At 38.8% G+C, this 14265-nt stretch carries 8 protein-coding genes, 2 tRNA genes, 3 rRNA genes and 2 pseudogenes; 13 read left to right on the top strand and 2 right to left on the bottom strand.

The genetic code is table 11. The features are described from left to right. The first annotated feature begins 59 nt into the window (after positions 1-59). Positions 60-644, top strand: coding sequence for a hypothetical protein (locus tag K5I29_RS00385; RefSeq protein ID WP_264433920.1), 585 nt, complete (start codon positions 60-62; stop codon positions 642-644). A 1-nt stretch (position 645) separates the two neighbouring features. On the opposite strand, the gene K5I29_RS00390 is transcribed toward K5I29_RS00385, so the two are convergent. Together K5I29_RS00390 and K5I29_RS00395 are read right to left on the bottom strand one after the other, a co-directional pair. Continuing rightward, the gene (locus tag K5I29_RS00390; protein WP_264433921.1) at positions 646-1791 is read right to left on the bottom strand and encodes an MFS transporter; all 1146 of its coding nucleotides are present in this window, start codon (positions 1789-1791) and stop codon (positions 646-648) included. 145 nt (positions 1792-1936) lie between these two features. Continuing rightward, positions 1937-2146, bottom strand: a complete 210-nt coding sequence (locus K5I29_RS00395; RefSeq protein ID WP_264433922.1) for a hypothetical protein — start codon at positions 2144-2146, stop codon at positions 1937-1939. 301 nt (positions 2147-2447) lie between these two features. Here K5I29_RS00395 and K5I29_RS00400 point away from each other — a divergent pair. From K5I29_RS00400 to K5I29_RS00455, 12 genes and pseudogenes are all read left to right on the top strand, one after another. After that, positions 2448-3963: ribosomal RNA gene (locus tag K5I29_RS00400) — 16S ribosomal RNA — on the top strand. Between the two features lie 79 nt (positions 3964-4042). After that, positions 4043-4116 (top strand) — tRNA-Ile (locus K5I29_RS00405). Positions 4117-4203: 87 nt separating this feature from the next. Then, a tRNA-Ala gene (locus K5I29_RS00410) sits at positions 4204-4277 on the top strand. A 126-nt stretch (positions 4278-4403) separates the two neighbouring features. Then, a 23S ribosomal RNA gene (locus tag K5I29_RS00415) occupies positions 4404-7285 on the top strand. A gap of 120 nt (positions 7286-7405) precedes the next feature. After that, positions 7406-7515, top strand: a 5S ribosomal RNA gene (rrf, locus tag K5I29_RS00420). Together the 16S, 23S and 5S rRNA genes with 2 tRNA genes alongside form the textbook arrangement of a ribosomal RNA operon. Positions 7516-7824: 309 nt before the next feature. Further along, positions 7825-8256 carry an RrF2 family transcriptional regulator gene (locus tag K5I29_RS00425; RefSeq protein ID WP_264433923.1) on the top strand — a complete coding sequence of 144 codons (432 nt, stop codon included), beginning with the start codon at positions 7825-7827 and terminating at the stop codon, positions 8254-8256. Between the two features lie 139 nt (positions 8257-8395). Beyond that, a pseudogene (nirK, locus tag K5I29_RS00430) lies at positions 8396-9418 on the top strand (copper-containing nitrite reductase); the annotation flags it as partial. A 32-nt stretch (positions 9419-9450) separates the two neighbouring features. Then, positions 9451-10263: a formylglycine-generating enzyme family protein gene (locus K5I29_RS00435; RefSeq protein WP_264433925.1), complete on the top strand. Its 813-nt coding sequence runs from the start codon at positions 9451-9453 to the stop codon at positions 10261-10263. Positions 10264-10275: 12 nt separating this feature from the next. Continuing rightward, the gene (locus K5I29_RS00440; protein WP_264433926.1) at positions 10276-10842 is read left to right on the top strand and encodes an SCO family protein; all 567 of its coding nucleotides are present in this window, start codon (positions 10276-10278) and stop codon (positions 10840-10842) included. A gap of 181 nt (positions 10843-11023) precedes the next feature. Further along, positions 11024-11257, top strand: a complete 234-nt coding sequence (locus K5I29_RS00445; protein WP_264433927.1) for a c-type cytochrome — start codon at positions 11024-11026, stop codon at positions 11255-11257. Between the two features lie 11 nt (positions 11258-11268). After that, on the top strand, positions 11269-11997 hold the full coding sequence (ric, locus tag K5I29_RS00450) for an iron-sulfur cluster repair di-iron protein (protein ID WP_264433928.1): 729 nt from the start codon (positions 11269-11271) through the stop codon (positions 11995-11997). A gap of 11 nt (positions 11998-12008) precedes the next feature. Continuing rightward, positions 12009-14251 (top strand): annotated as a pseudogene (locus K5I29_RS00455) (nitric-oxide reductase large subunit). Positions 14252-14265: the final 14 nt, after the last annotated feature.

The following is a 14265-nucleotide window of genomic DNA, read 5'->3' on the forward strand; positions in this document are numbered from 1 at the left end:
TAATTTTTAGCTTATAATTGTGTTTGTATAACGTATACTATTTTTATCAAACTTGTAGCATGGAACGTCGAATAGAAATTATTAATTCGTATAAATTTTTATCAGGAAATAAAAACAAACCGCTTCAAACCCGAATTTATAACAGCTTAACTTTTATTATTGTATTTTCAGTTCTTGGCTTACTTTGTTTAACCGGTGTGGTATTTGCGATGCTTGTAGATTGGTTTCATTTAAACTTTAGTTTAACCTGGAACAAAAGCAGCGCCTTAGTAATTTCGAGCATTTTATGCTTGTTGTTTTTAGCCGAAAGTTTTTATAGCTATTTGTTGCTAAAACATATAAAAAGAGCACAAAACAAAAAAGCCAATAAAAATGCCGAACTCGTAAATCTAGAACTAAATCAAATCATTTCTAAACAAATGCGTTTAACTAGTAACAAGTTACTATTTATTTTAGGATTAGCTATTGTAATTTGTGCTTTGTTGGTTGAGTTTTTTAATACCGATGTACTGTATGTTTACCTTTGGAACTATTTAAAAATTCCGCTTTTAATTTTTTATGTTTTGTTGTTTAAACAAGTAATTAAAAATTTAATTCAGATTAAACGCAACAATATTTTATTCGAAATTACTTGTTTAAAATAGCTTACTCCGAATATTTTGTAATTCTGCTTAACAAGCTAATTGCTAATCCAAAAATTGCAATTACAGCAAAAGCAACTTTTAGGCTCCAAGCTTCAGCCACAAATCCAATAATTGGCGGACCTAAAAAGAAACCAATAAAACCAATGCTGGTAATTAAAGTTAATGCTTGCTGAGTTGGCATAACTTTGCTTTTTCCGGCTAAGTCATAAACCATAGGTACAATAGCTGAGGTGCCTAAACCTACAATCATAAAAGCAATTATGGTGGTGTAAACCGACGGGAAAAGTACTGAAAGTGATAAGCCAATAAAAATTAAAACTCCACAAACGCTTAATGTTGCTTTAGGGCCAAATTGTTTTACGGTAAAATCTGATAAAAAACGTCCGCTGGCCATGGCAAACATATATGCGGTTAACCCGTAACCAATTAATTCGGTTGGCGATTTTACTATTTGCTTCATATATTCACTGGCCCAATCGGTCATTGTTCCTTCAGAAAGTAAGGCGAAAAAACTTAGCAAGCCTAAAATTATTAAATTTTTATCAGGCATAATAAAGCCAGATTTTACTTCTTTTTCTAATGTGTTTGGTTGGTCCGGAATCAAATAACGAAACATAACTAATGCTACAACAATTCCGAAAGATGAAAAGTAAATAAAATGTTTTAACGGTAGTACGTCTAAACCAATCATTTCGGCCCCAATCCACGAGGCAAAAAATCCACCAATGCTCCACGTACCATGAAACGAACCTATAATTTGGCTTTTGTAATTTTTTGCTACATTAATTGCTTGCGTGTTAATAGATATGTTTGTTAAGTTGCTAATTGCTCCAAAAGCAATTAAATTCAACTTCAATTGCCATAAAGTATTCCAATATCCAATACCAACTAACAAAATTAAATAACTAATTAAAAATAGCACGGTAGCTTTTTTACTTCCCAATTGTTTAATAATCCAGCTAGCAAAAGGTAAAGTAATTAAGGTGCCAATTGCGATAAACAGTAATACAAACCCCCAAGCTGCATCGTTAACTTGCATATAATCTTTAATTGTAGGAATTCTAGAAGCCCATGAAGCCGAAATTCCGCCAAAAACAAAAAACAAAATTGTTACCGCAATACGCGGTAAATGTTTGTAAGTAGTCATAAAAATAAATTAAAGCGTAAAGGTAAACAGCAAATGCGCTTATTTCAATAGTAATGCTAAATAATTATTTATGGCGTGTCCCTCGTATCCTCGGGTCGGGCTTTTCGCTTTATCTTTTCGGGTCAATTTCAAAAAGCATCACTTTTTACCACCATAAGCTAGCTTCAAAACACAAATTGTTCCCCCATTTTTTACCCCTCAAAGGATGCCGCTTCAATCCCTCACGCGCGCTGCCAACCAAAAAAGTATTTTTTTTGAGGGCTAACCCTTCACAAAATGAACGTTTTAAAAAATAGTTTTTAAAAAGATGCATTTTTATTTGTTTGCGATAAAAAAAAGGTACTATCTTTGCCATCGCAAACAAGGATATATGCCTTGTTTTTTTATCTCAAGTTCATAAACCTATTGTAATCTTCAAAACGCTTTTAAAATCGGCTAAAACCGGTTAAAAAAGAAAAAAAATATTTTTCTAAAAAAGTTTTGTAAGATTAAAAATAAGTTTTACTTTTGCACTCGCAACTGTGAAAAACACGGGATGCGTTAAAAAAGAAGTAACGATTACGTTCATTGATATATTGAATTGACAGCAAAAAAGTAAGAGAGTAATCTCGTATTAAAGAAAAAAAGACCTAGCAATCGTACAATAATAAAAATATACGATGAAGAGTTTGATCCTGGCTCAGGATGAACGCTAGCGGCAGGCCTAACACATGCAAGTCGAGGGGTAGAAGCAGCTTGCTGCTTTGAGACCGGCGCACGGGTGCGTAACGCGTATGCAACCTACCTTATACTAAGGAATAGCCCAGAGAAATTTGGATTAACGCCTTATGGTGTTTTAGATTGGCATCAATATAAGACTAAAGATTACGGTATAAGATGGGCATGCGTCCCATTAGTTAGTTGGTAAGGTAACGGCTTACCAAGACGATGATGGGTAGGGGTCCTGAGAGGGAGATCCCCCACACTGGTACTGAGACACGGACCAGACTCCTACGGGAGGCAGCAGTGAGGAATATTGGTCAATGGAGGCAACTCTGAACCAGCCATGCCGCGTGCAGGAATAAGGTCCTATGGATTGTAAACTGCTTTTGTATAGGAAGAAACCATCCCTTGCGAGGGGTCTTGACGGTACTATACGAATAAGGATCGGCTAACTCCGTGCCAGCAGCCGCGGTAATACGGAGGATTCGAGCGTTATCCGGAATCATTGGGTTTAAAGGGTCCGTAGGCGGCCTAGTAAGTCAGTGGTGAAAGTTTGCAGCTTAACTGTAAAATTGCCATTGAAACTGCTGGGCTTGAATTTTTGTGAAGTAACTAGAATATGTAGTGTAGCGGTGAAATGCATAGATATTACATGGAATACCAATTGCGAAGGCAGGTTACTAACAAAGTATTGACGCTGATGGACGAAAGCGTGGGTAGCGAACAGGATTAGATACCCTGGTAGTCCACGCCGTAAACGATGGATACTAGTTGTTCGGTTTTCGGACTGAGTGACTAAGCGAAAGTGATAAGTATCCCACCTGGGGAGTACGAACGCAAGTTTGAAACTCAAAGGAATTGACGGGGGCCCGCACAAGCGGTGGAGCATGTGGTTTAATTCGATGATACGCGAGGAACCTTACCAGGGCTTAAATGTAGATTGACGTATTTGGAAACAGATATTTCTTCGGACAATTTACAAGGTGCTGCATGGTTGTCGTCAGCTCGTGCCGTGAGGTGTCAGGTTAAGTCCTATAACGAGCGCAACCCCTGTCGTTAGTTGCCATCGAGTGATGTCGGGAACTCTAACGAGACTGCCAGTGTAAACTGCGAGGAAGGTGGGGATGACGTCAAATCATCACGGCCCTTACGTCCTGGGCCACACACGTGCTACAATGGCCGGTACAGTGAGCAGCCACTACGCGAGTAGGAGCGAATCTACAAAACCGGTCACAGTTCGGATCGGAGTCTGCAACTCGACTCCGTGAAGCTGGAATCGCTAGTAATCGGATATCAGCCATGATCCGGTGAATACGTTCCCGGGCCTTGTACACACCGCCCGTCAAGCCATGGAAGCTGGGGGTACCTGAAGTCGGTGACCGCAAGGAGCTGCCTAGGGTAAAACTAGTGACTGGGGCTAAGTCGTAACAAGGTAGCCGTACCGGAAGGTGCGGCTGGAACACCTCCTTTCTAGAGAAGTATTGATAGGTTCAACTTTATATTGAAATTACTCTCGCTGTTAGTTCAAAAATTTATAAGTAAAATACAGAGTCTCGTAGCTCAGCTGGTTAGAGTACTACACTGATAATGTAGGGGTCCCCAGTTCGAGTCTGGGCGGGACTACTATTTTGTTTATAGATAAAAAAAGGAAATTCTAGGGTTGGGTGTTGAGATACTATCAACAAGGATTCAACATTCACATAGAAGAATGGGGGATTAGCTCAGCTGGCTAGAGCGCCTGCCTTGCACGCAGGAGGCCATCGGTTCGACTCCGATATTCTCCACGATTTTAGATAAATATCTAAATAACCGTTCATTGACATATTGCAATAGAAAATACAAACAAAAAGTAGAAAGAAAAAAAAATAATTTTTTTACAGTAGAACGCAAGTTCTGTGTAGAAAACTCATACATAAGCAAATTAAGGGCGTATGGGGGATGCCTAGGCTCTCAGAGGCGATGAAGGACGTGATAAGCTGCGAAAAGCTACGGGGATTGGCACACACGAATAGATCCGTAGATATCCGAATGGGGCAACCTGTCTAGTTGAAGACTAGTCACATCGAAAGATGAGCAAACCCGCTGAACTGAAACATCTAAGTAGGCGGAGGAGAAGAAAACAAGAGTGATTCCGTAAGTAGTGGCGAGCGAACGCGGAACAGCCCAAACCAATATTGTTACGGCAATATTGGGGTTGTAGGACCACGATATTTTATGCAAAGCGAATTAGAATAACCTGGAAAGGTTAACCGAAGAGGGTGATAGTCTCGTATAAGTAAGCGATGTAATAGATAGTGGTATCCTGAGTAGGTCGGGGCACGTGAAACCCTGATTGAATTTGCCGGGACCATCCGGTAAGGCTAAATACTCCTGAGAGACCGATAGTGAACCAGTACCGTGAGGGAAAGGTGAAAAGAACCGTGAATAACGGAGTGAAATAGATCCTGAAACCATACGCTTACAAGCGGTCGGAGCCCTTTTATGGGGTGACGGCGTGCCTTTTGCATAATGAGCCTACGAGTTACCGTTGCTGGCAAGGATAAGCACTTTAGGTGTGGATCCGTAGCGAAAGCGAGTCTTAATAGGGCGCTTTAGTCAGTAGTGGTAGACGCGAAACCGTGTGATCTACCCATGGACAGGTTGAAGTTTAGGTAACACTAAATGGAGGACCGAACCCGTTGACGTTGAAAAGTCTTGGGATGATCTGTGGGTAGGGGTGAAAGGCCAATCAAACTCGGAAATAGCTCGTACTCCCCGAAATGCATTTAGGTGCAGCGCTGTTTTAGTTTATTAGAGGTAGAGCTACTGATTGGATGCGGGGGCTTCACCGCCTACCAATTCCTGACAAACTCCGAATGCTAATAAATGTTTTACAGCAGTGAGGGCATGGGTGCTAAGGTCCATGTCCGAGAGGGAAAGAACCCAGACCATCAGCTAAGGTCCCCAAATGTATACTAAGTTGAAAAAACGCGGTTTGTTTGCTTAGACAGCTAGGATGTTGGCTTGGAAGCAGCCATTCATTTAAAGAGTGCGTAACAGCTCACTAGTCGAGCGAACGAGCATGGATAATAATCGGGCATAAGTATACTACCGAAGCTATGGATTTGCGCTAAGCGCAAGTGGTAGGGGAGCATTCTAAACTGGGTTGAAGGTGTACTGTGAGGTATGCTGGACTGTTTAGAAAAGCAAATGTAGGCATAAGTAACGATAAGGAGGGCGAGAAACCCTCCCGCCGTAAGACTAAGGTTTCCTGAGCTATGCTAATCAGCTTAGGGTTAGTCGGGACCTAAGGCACACCCGAAGGGGGACGTCGATGGCCAACGGGTTAATATTCCCGTACTTCTAATAATTGTGATGGGGTGACGGAGTGATGAAAGCACCGCGGACTGACGGAATAGTTCGTTAAAGTACGTAACTATAGGACTTGTAGTAAAATGCGCAGGTCTTGGTGAAATACGATAGTACACAAAATCTTCGGATGGCGTGATAGTGTGCCTAAGGGCTTCCAAGAAAAACCTCTAAACATAGATTATTAGAACCCGTACCGTAAACCGACACAGGTAGTCGAGGAGAGTATCCTCAGGCGCTCGAGAGATTCATGGCTAAGGAATTAGGCAAAATAGACCTGTAACTTCGGGAGAAAGGTCGCCAGCAGCAATGCTGGCCGCAGTGAAAAGGTCCAGGCGACTGTTTATCAAAAACACAAGGCTTTGCAAAATCGTAAGATGACGTATAAGGTCTGACACCTGCCCGGTGCTGGAAGGTTAAGAGGAGATGTTATTCGCAAGAAGAAGCATTGAATTGAAGCCCCAGTAAACGGCGGCCGTAACTATAACGGTCCTAAGGTAGCGAAATTCCTTGTCGGGTAAGTTCCGACCTGCACGAATGGTGTAACGATCTGGACACTGTCTCAGCCATGAGCTCGGTGAAATTGTAGTAACGGTGAAGATGCCGTTTACCCGCAGTGGGACGAAAAGACCCTGTGCACCTTTACTATAGCTTAGTATTGTTCTTGGATAAGTGATGTGTAGGATAGGTGGGAGACTATGAAGTGGCGTCGCTAGGCGTTGTGGAGTCATTGTTGAAATACCACCCTTTGCTTATCTGAGGTCTAACTCTGCGTTGCAGAGGACATTGCTTGGTGGGTAGTTTGACTGGGGTGGTCGCCTCCAAAAGAGTAACGGAGGCTTCTAAAGGTTCCCTCAGTACGCTTGGTAACCGTGCGTAGAGTGCAATGGCATAAGGGAGCTTGACTGAGAGACATACAGGTCGATCAGGTACGAAAGTAGAGCATAGTGATCCGGTGGTTCCGCATGGAAGGGCCATCGCTCAAAGGATAAAAGGTACGCCGGGGATAACAGGCTGATCTCCCCCAAGAGCTCATATCGACGGGGGGGTTTGGCACCTCGATGTCGGCTCGTCACATCCTGGGGCTGGAGAAGGTCCCAAGGGTTGGGCTGTTCGCCCATTAAAGTGGCACGCGAGCTGGGTTCAGAACGTCGTGAGACAGTTCGGTCTCTATCTACTGTGGGCGTTAGAAATTTGCGTGGATCTGATTCTAGTACGAGAGGACCGAATTGGACTAACCTCTGGTGTATCAGTTGTGCCGCCAGGTGCATCGCTGAGTAGCTACGTTGGGCAGGGATAAGCGCTGAAAGCATATAAGCGCGAAACCCACCACAAGATTAGATTTCTTTAAAGGGTCGTTGTAGATGACAACGTTGATAGGCTATAGATGTAAAGGCAGTAATGTCATAGTCGAGTAGTACTAATAACCCGTAAGCTTATGTATTTGTCTCCTGCTGAAATTAAGTAGGCAGGAGGACTTCTTTCTAATAAAAGTAGAAGAGTTTGTATAGAACAACTATTGTAATAGGGTCAACCATATATTGCTAGATATAGCAAACCGATTTAAGGTGGTTATTGCAACGAGGCTCACCTCTTCCCATCCCGAACAGAGAAGTTAAGCTCGTTAGCGCAGATGGTACTGCATTTATGTGGGAGAGTATGTCGCTGCCTTTTTTATAAGTCCGAATCAGAAATGGTTCGGACTTTTTTGTTTTATATTGGAAGTTATATTTTGCGTTAGGGATAGCAGCGATATCCTTTTATGTAACATAGTGGAATAAAATAAGCGGATACCCCGACCCGAGCTATCCGCTTATTTTATTTTGTTACTTGCTATTTAAGCGAGGCTAATGCACTTGTATTGTATTTTGTCTTGCGTATTTGTCTTTTTATCGAATTTATTTAATTTTTCTAATGTTAAAAGATGTTTATGTCTTTTAATTATTTTTTATCATTATATTTGTTCAAACAAATGGTTAAAAAATGTTTTCGAAAACTTGTGAATATGCTATCAGAGCTTTAATTTATATTGCTCAACAATCTAAAGATGGTTTAAAGGTTAGTATTAAAGATATTTCTTTGGGAATTGATTCGCCAGAACATTTTATTGCTAAAATTTTGCAACAGTTAAGTCGAAAAGGATTTGTTAAATCGGTTAAAGGACCTAATGGTGGTTTTTATATGGAGGCCGATGAGCTAAAAATTAATCTAGCAACTGTTGTTCGAGAAATAGATGGAGATCGTTTATTTACAGGTTGTGGTTTAGGTTTAAAAGCATGTTCTGAGCTGCATCCTTGCCCTATACATAACGATTTTAAGATTATTAAAGAAAACCTTATGATTATGTTAGAAAGTTCTCAGATTAAATTTTTTGTTGATAATTTAGAATCTAACCTTACTTTTTTAAAATGTTAGTTCATTTTATATAATAAAAGATAAAAAGGTTTTTTATTCTTTTGCTTAAGGTTTGTTTTTCGTTTTCACAATAAAATGTTAAGTTTTTATGTTTGTTGTTAGTTGTTTATAAAGAAATTGAATTTTTAAAGATATAATTATGAAAAAGTCAGTATCAATTGCGTTTTTGTTATTAAGTGCTATTTTATTGCATGGTTGTAACAAAGAAGCATCAACTTCAGAAGTTAAAAAAGTTGATGCAGAAACCATTAAAACGGTCGGAGAAGTAGAAGTCCAAAAAATGGTTCCACCACCAATGGTTCCGCCTCCAGTAGGTAATCGTCCTGCCAAAAAAATTCAAGTTATGCTTGAAACAGTTGAAGAAGTTGGTGAATTAGCCAATGGCGTTCAATACGATTTTTGGACATTTAACGGTACCGTTCCAGGAAGTTTTATTCGTGCTCGTGTAGGAGATGAAATTGAGTTAACGCTTAAAAATAACGAAAATAGTGTTTTTCCTCATAATATTGACTTACATGCTGTAAATGGTCCTGGTGGTGGAGCCGAGGCAACTTTTGTAGCTCCTGGTCAATCGGCAACCTTTACTTTTAAAGCGCTTAATCCTGGTTTATATGTTTACCATTGTGCCGTTGCACCGGTTGGAATGCACATTGCAAATGGTATGTACGGACTAATTTTAATTGAACCAGAAGGTGGTTTACCACCGGTAGATAAAGAATTTTATATCATGCAAGGTGATTTTTATACCAAAGGTAAGTTTGGTGAAAAAGGTTTTCAGGAGTTTGACATGGATAAAGCGATTGCTGAACATCCAGATTATGTAGTTTTTAACGGAAATACGGGATCTTTAATTGGTGACAACGAATTAAAAGTTAATGTGGGCGAAACCGTTAGATTGTTTGTAGGTAACGGTGGACCAAACTTATCATCTTCTTTCCACGTAATTGGTGAAATTTTCGATAAAGTTTATGTAGAAGGTGGTAGCGTTATTAACGAAAACGTTCAAACAACTATGATTCCTGCCGGTGGTGCAGCAATTGTTGAATTTAAAGCTAATGTTCCTGGTGATTTAGTTTTAGTAGATCACGCTATTTTTAGAGCCTTTAATAAAGGAGCTTTAGGAAAAATTAAAGTTTCTGGAGAAGAGAATCCTGCTGTGTTTAAAAAACATAAATAATATTCAATGCTAAAGCTATGAAATATGTACTTTTTATAATCGGATTTGCACTTGCCTTTTCATGTTCTAATTCTGTTGAAACTAGCGTAACTGAACCTGCTGCCGAATTGGTTGGTTTTAATTCATCATCTAAAATGATCGAAATTCCTGGGGGAAATTACGTGCCGTTTTTTGGTCAAGATTCTTTACAAGAAGTACATGTTTCTAGTTTTTTAATGGATCAAACATTGGTTACAAATCAAGATTATCTGAATTTTTTAAAGGCAAATCCGCAATGGACGCGTAGCCAGATAAAAGGTTTGTATGCTGATGCTAATTATTTAAAAAATTGGAAATCTGATTTCGAAATTCCTGAAGGAATTAGCCCAGATGCACCCGTATCAAATGTTTCTTGGTATGCTGCAAAGGCATATGCAGCAAGTTTAGGAAAGCGTTTACCTACGGTAGATGAATGGGAATATGTTGGCGTAGCTAATTTAACTGTGCCTAATGCGGCAAACGATCCCGAATTTACCAATCAAATTTTGGCTTCTTACAAAACTGGTGATCGATATCGTATTCCTGTAAAATCAGGGCAACCAAATTATTACGGTATTTACGATATGTATGGTTCGGTTTGGGAATGGACATCCGATTTTAATTCGGTTATGATGACCGGAGAATCAAGAAATAACAATATTAAAAACGAAAACTTATTTTGTGCTGGTGCATCTTTAACTGCAACTGATTTAAAAAATTACGCTGCTTTTATTCGCTTTGCCATGCGTGGTAGTGTAAAAGCAAATTATTGCATTAACAATTTAGGGTTTCGCTGCGTACAAGATTTGTAAAAATAATAAGCTATGAAAAAGTTTTTAATTGCTTTTGTGTTCTTGGGTTGTTTTATGGCATCCTGCACCCAAAAAAATAACGATTTACCTGATGATTCGATTTATCATTTAACTTCTAAATGGGAAAATCAGCACGGCGATTTTATTCAGCTCGACGATTTAAAAGGCGATGTAGTGGTAATGGTTATGATTTATACCAATTGCCGTACCGCGTGCCCAAGATTAACAGCCGATATGCGTGATATTCATCAGTTGGTAGGAAATAAAAATAACAAAAATATTAAATACGTATTGGTTTCTATTGATCCTGAATCTGACACGCCAGAAAAGATGAACGAATATTTAAACATGTACAAATTTACTGGTGACGAATGGTTGTTTTTACGTTCTACCGATGCCAATACGCGAGAATTAGCAAACGTTTTAGCCGTGAAATATAAAGAAATTAGTCCTATAGATTTTTCGCATTCTAACATTATTAGCGTTTTTAGTAAAAACGGACATTTAGCTTATCAAAAAGAAGGTTTAAATATTGATATTGAAGGAACTGCTTCACAAATTAAAAAACAATTTAACTAAAATTATAAAAATCAAAAACTATGAAAAAAATTGTATTTACCCTATCGTTAGCATCATTAGTTCTGGCTTCATGCGGTCAATCTAAAGATTATGATAAAATTCTGGAAGAAGAGAAAAAAATGCGCCAAAAGTAGAAACTACTGAGCAACCTAAAGAAACAGCAGCAGACGGATTAGCATTAATGCAAAAATCAGATTGTTTTGCTTGTCATAAAACCGATTCAAAACTTTTAGGTCCTTCTTATCAAGAAATTGCAAACAAATATACAGCTGCAGATACCGATATGATGGTAACCCATATTATTGATGGTAGTACTGGTGTTTGGGGCGATTTACAAATGACACCGCACCCAGGTTTAAGTACTGCAGATGCCAAAGCAATGGTTGATTATATTTTAACCCTCAAAACAAATTAAAACAAAATAGTATGAATGTAAGAAATGATTTTATTGGAGATATTGTAGGCCAAGATTTTAGAACAGCCGCAATATTTAAACAAAACGGCATTGATTTTTGCTGTAAAGGCGGACGAACAATTGAAGAAGCGTGCGAGTCTAAAAAACTTAATGCAGAAGCAATTTATAAAGCCATTGAAGCTTTACCAAGCAAACAAGGCGGTTCAATTGATTTTAATATTTTTCCGTTAGATTTATTAGCAGATTATATTGAAAAAACACACCATCGTTATGCCGACGAAAAAATTCCAATTCTGCAAGCCTTTTTAGAAAAATTAGCTCGCGTGCACGGAGAACGTCATCCAGAACTATTTAAAATTCGCGATTTATTTACCGAATCAGCTCAAGATTTAGCGATGCATTTTAAAAAAGAAGAACTGATTTTGTTTCCGTTTATTCGCAATATGGTAAAAGCACAGCTAACCGGAAGTGAATTACCCAATCCAACTTTCGGAACGGTAGAAAATCCTATTGCTATGATGAAAGACGATCACACAGTGGAAGGCGAACGTTTTGCTGAAATAGCCGAATTAACTTCTGGTTACAATCCGCCAGCAGATGCGTGCAATACGTATAAAGTTACTTTTGCCATGCTGCAAGAATTTGAAGACGATTTGCACACGCACATTCATTTAGAAAATAATATTTTATTTCCAAAAGCTATTGAATTAGAACATGATTTAAGAACCGTACAAGCATAAACCCCAAAAATATGACACCAAAAAAATTATGGATCTGGCTTGGGGCAATTATTGTTGCATCTTTTGCCGTGTTAATTTTTTACGGTACCGAAATTTACCGTAATATTCCTCCCATACCATTAAAAATTGTTACAACCGAGGGTGTAGTTGTTGCTACCGCACAAGATATTAAAGACGGGCAAAATGTTTGGCAATCTATTGGCGGACAAACTGTAGGCAGTATTTGGGGGCACGGCGCTTACATTGCTCCCGATTGGAATGCCGATTTTTTGCATCGTGAATCTGTTTTTTTACTAGAAGAATTGGCTCAGCAAGATGGAAAAAATTATTCAAATTTACCTGAAGAAGAACAAGCTAAATATCAGGTGCTTCTTCAAAAAGAACTTCGAACCAATACATACAATGCCGAAACCGATGAAATTGTAATTTCACCACTTCGTGCTAAGGTTCATCAAAAACTAGCCGATCATTACCGCAAATTGTTTATGGACGATCCGGAAATGAAAGGGCTACGTGAACAATATGCTATTCAAACCAGTGCAGTTAAAGATAAAGCTTTAATGGCCAAAATGAATTCGTTTATAGAATGGAGTTCGTGGGTTTGCGTAACCAATCGTCCAAATGATACGGTTTCTTACACAAACAACTGGCCTCATGATCCGGTTATCGGAAACATTCCTCCAACATCATTACATTTTTGGACCGGTTTTAGTGTTTTACTTTTATTAGTAGGCGTGGGCTTATTGGTATTTTACTATGCTAAAAATGAAAAAGACGAAATTACAGATTCTTTACCAAAAGAAGATCCGTTGCGTAATTTGGTTGTAACGCCGTCTATGAAAGCAACTTTAAAATACATTTGGGTAGTAGGTATTTTAATATTATTACAAATGGTTGCTGGTATTGTAACTGCTCATTATGGGGTAGAAGGTGATGGCTTTTTTGGTTTATCCTTAGACAGCCTTTTCCGCAAGCTATTTCTAGAAGTTGGCACGTACAATTAGCTATTTTATGGATTGCAACCTCGTGGTTAGCTACTGGATTATATATTGCTCCAGCTGTTTCTGGCTACGAACCTAAATATCAAAAACTAGGTGTAAATGTTTTGTTTGGTGCTTTAGTTTTTGTAGTTGGTGGTTCTTTGATTGGTCAATGGCTGGGCGTAATGCAAAAGTTTGGATTAGAAAACAACTTTTTATGGGGACATCAAGGATATGAGTACATAGAATTAGGTCGTATTTGGCAAATACTATTACTTGTTGGTTTGGTTTTATGGTTGGTATTAATGGTTCGTGCCTTATTACCAGCTTTAAAGAAAAAAGACGGCGATTGGAACTTACTTGTTTTATTTACCTTATCGTGTGTTGCCATTACCTTGTTTTACGGTGCCGGACTTATGTACGGGCGTCAAACACATTTGGCCATTGCAGAATATTGGAGATGGTGGGTAGTACATTTATGGGTAGAAGGCTTCTTTGAGGTTTTTGCTACCGTAGTTGCAGCCTTTTTATTTACCAAATTGGGCTTATTAAAACAAAAATCGGCAACAATAGCAGTATTGTTTTCAACTATTGTTTTCTTAGCTGGTGGTATTTTAGGAACGTTTCACCATTTGTACTTTAGTGCAACCCCAACAGCAATATTAGCCGTAGGAGCTTCGTTCTCTGCTTTAGAAATTGTTCCTTTAGTCTTAATTGGGTATGAAGCGTATCACAATTATCAAATTAGTAAAGCAACCGCTTGGATTAAAGATTATAAATGGCCTATTTACTGTTTTATTGCCATGTCGTTCTGGAACTTTTTAGGAGCCGGTGTATTCGGGTTTGCAATTAATCCGCCAATTGCCTTGTATTATCTACAAGGATTAAATACCACAGCTGTGCACGCACACGGTGCCTTATTTGGTGTTTATGGAATTTTAGGTATCGGATTAATGTTGTTTGTTTTACGCGGTTTATACCCAGAAAGACAGTGGAACGATAAACTGCTAAGTTGGTCGTTTTGGACCATGAACATTGGCTTGTTTTTAATGACCGTAATTAGCATTTTACCAATCGGAATTCGTCAAGCTATTGCATCAATTGATCAAGGATATTGGTACGCACGTTCTGCCGAATTTATGCAAACACCAATTATGGATACGTTTCGTTGGTTACGTGTTCCTGGAGATATATTATTGGCCTTAGGCGAAGTTTTATTACTTGTATTTATTATAGGTTTAAAATTTGGCTGGTCGGTTAAAGAAAAGCGTTAATTAGTAATTCACAA

The organism is Flavobacterium agricola (assembly GCF_025919725.1).
Classification (GTDB): domain Bacteria; phylum Bacteroidota; class Bacteroidia; order Flavobacteriales; family Flavobacteriaceae; genus Flavobacterium; species Flavobacterium agricola.

Coding starts and splice junctions, on each gene's coding strand:
- K5I29_RS00435 (WP_264433925.1), top strand. CDS start 9,451: ATGAAATATGTACTTTTTATAATCGGATTTGCACTTGCCTTTTCATGT.
- K5I29_RS00440 (WP_264433926.1), top strand. CDS start 10,276: ATGAAAAAGTTTTTAATTGCTTTTGTGTTCTTGGGTTGTTTTATGGCA.
- K5I29_RS00445 (WP_264433927.1), top strand. CDS start 11,024: ATGCAAAAATCAGATTGTTTTGCTTGTCATAAAACCGATTCAAAACTT.
- K5I29_RS00385 (WP_264433920.1), top strand. CDS start 60: ATGGAACGTCGAATAGAAATTATTAATTCGTATAAATTTTTATCAGGA.
- K5I29_RS00395 (WP_264433922.1), bottom strand. CDS start 2,146: ATGGCAAAGATAGTACCTTTTTTTTATCGCAAACAAATAAAAATGCAT.
- K5I29_RS00390 (WP_264433921.1), bottom strand. CDS start 1,791: ATGACTACTTACAAACATTTACCGCGTATTGCGGTAACAATTTTGTTT.
- ric (WP_264433928.1), top strand. CDS start 11,269: ATGAATGTAAGAAATGATTTTATTGGAGATATTGTAGGCCAAGATTTT.
- K5I29_RS00425 (WP_264433923.1), top strand. CDS start 7,825: ATGTTTTCGAAAACTTGTGAATATGCTATCAGAGCTTTAATTTATATT.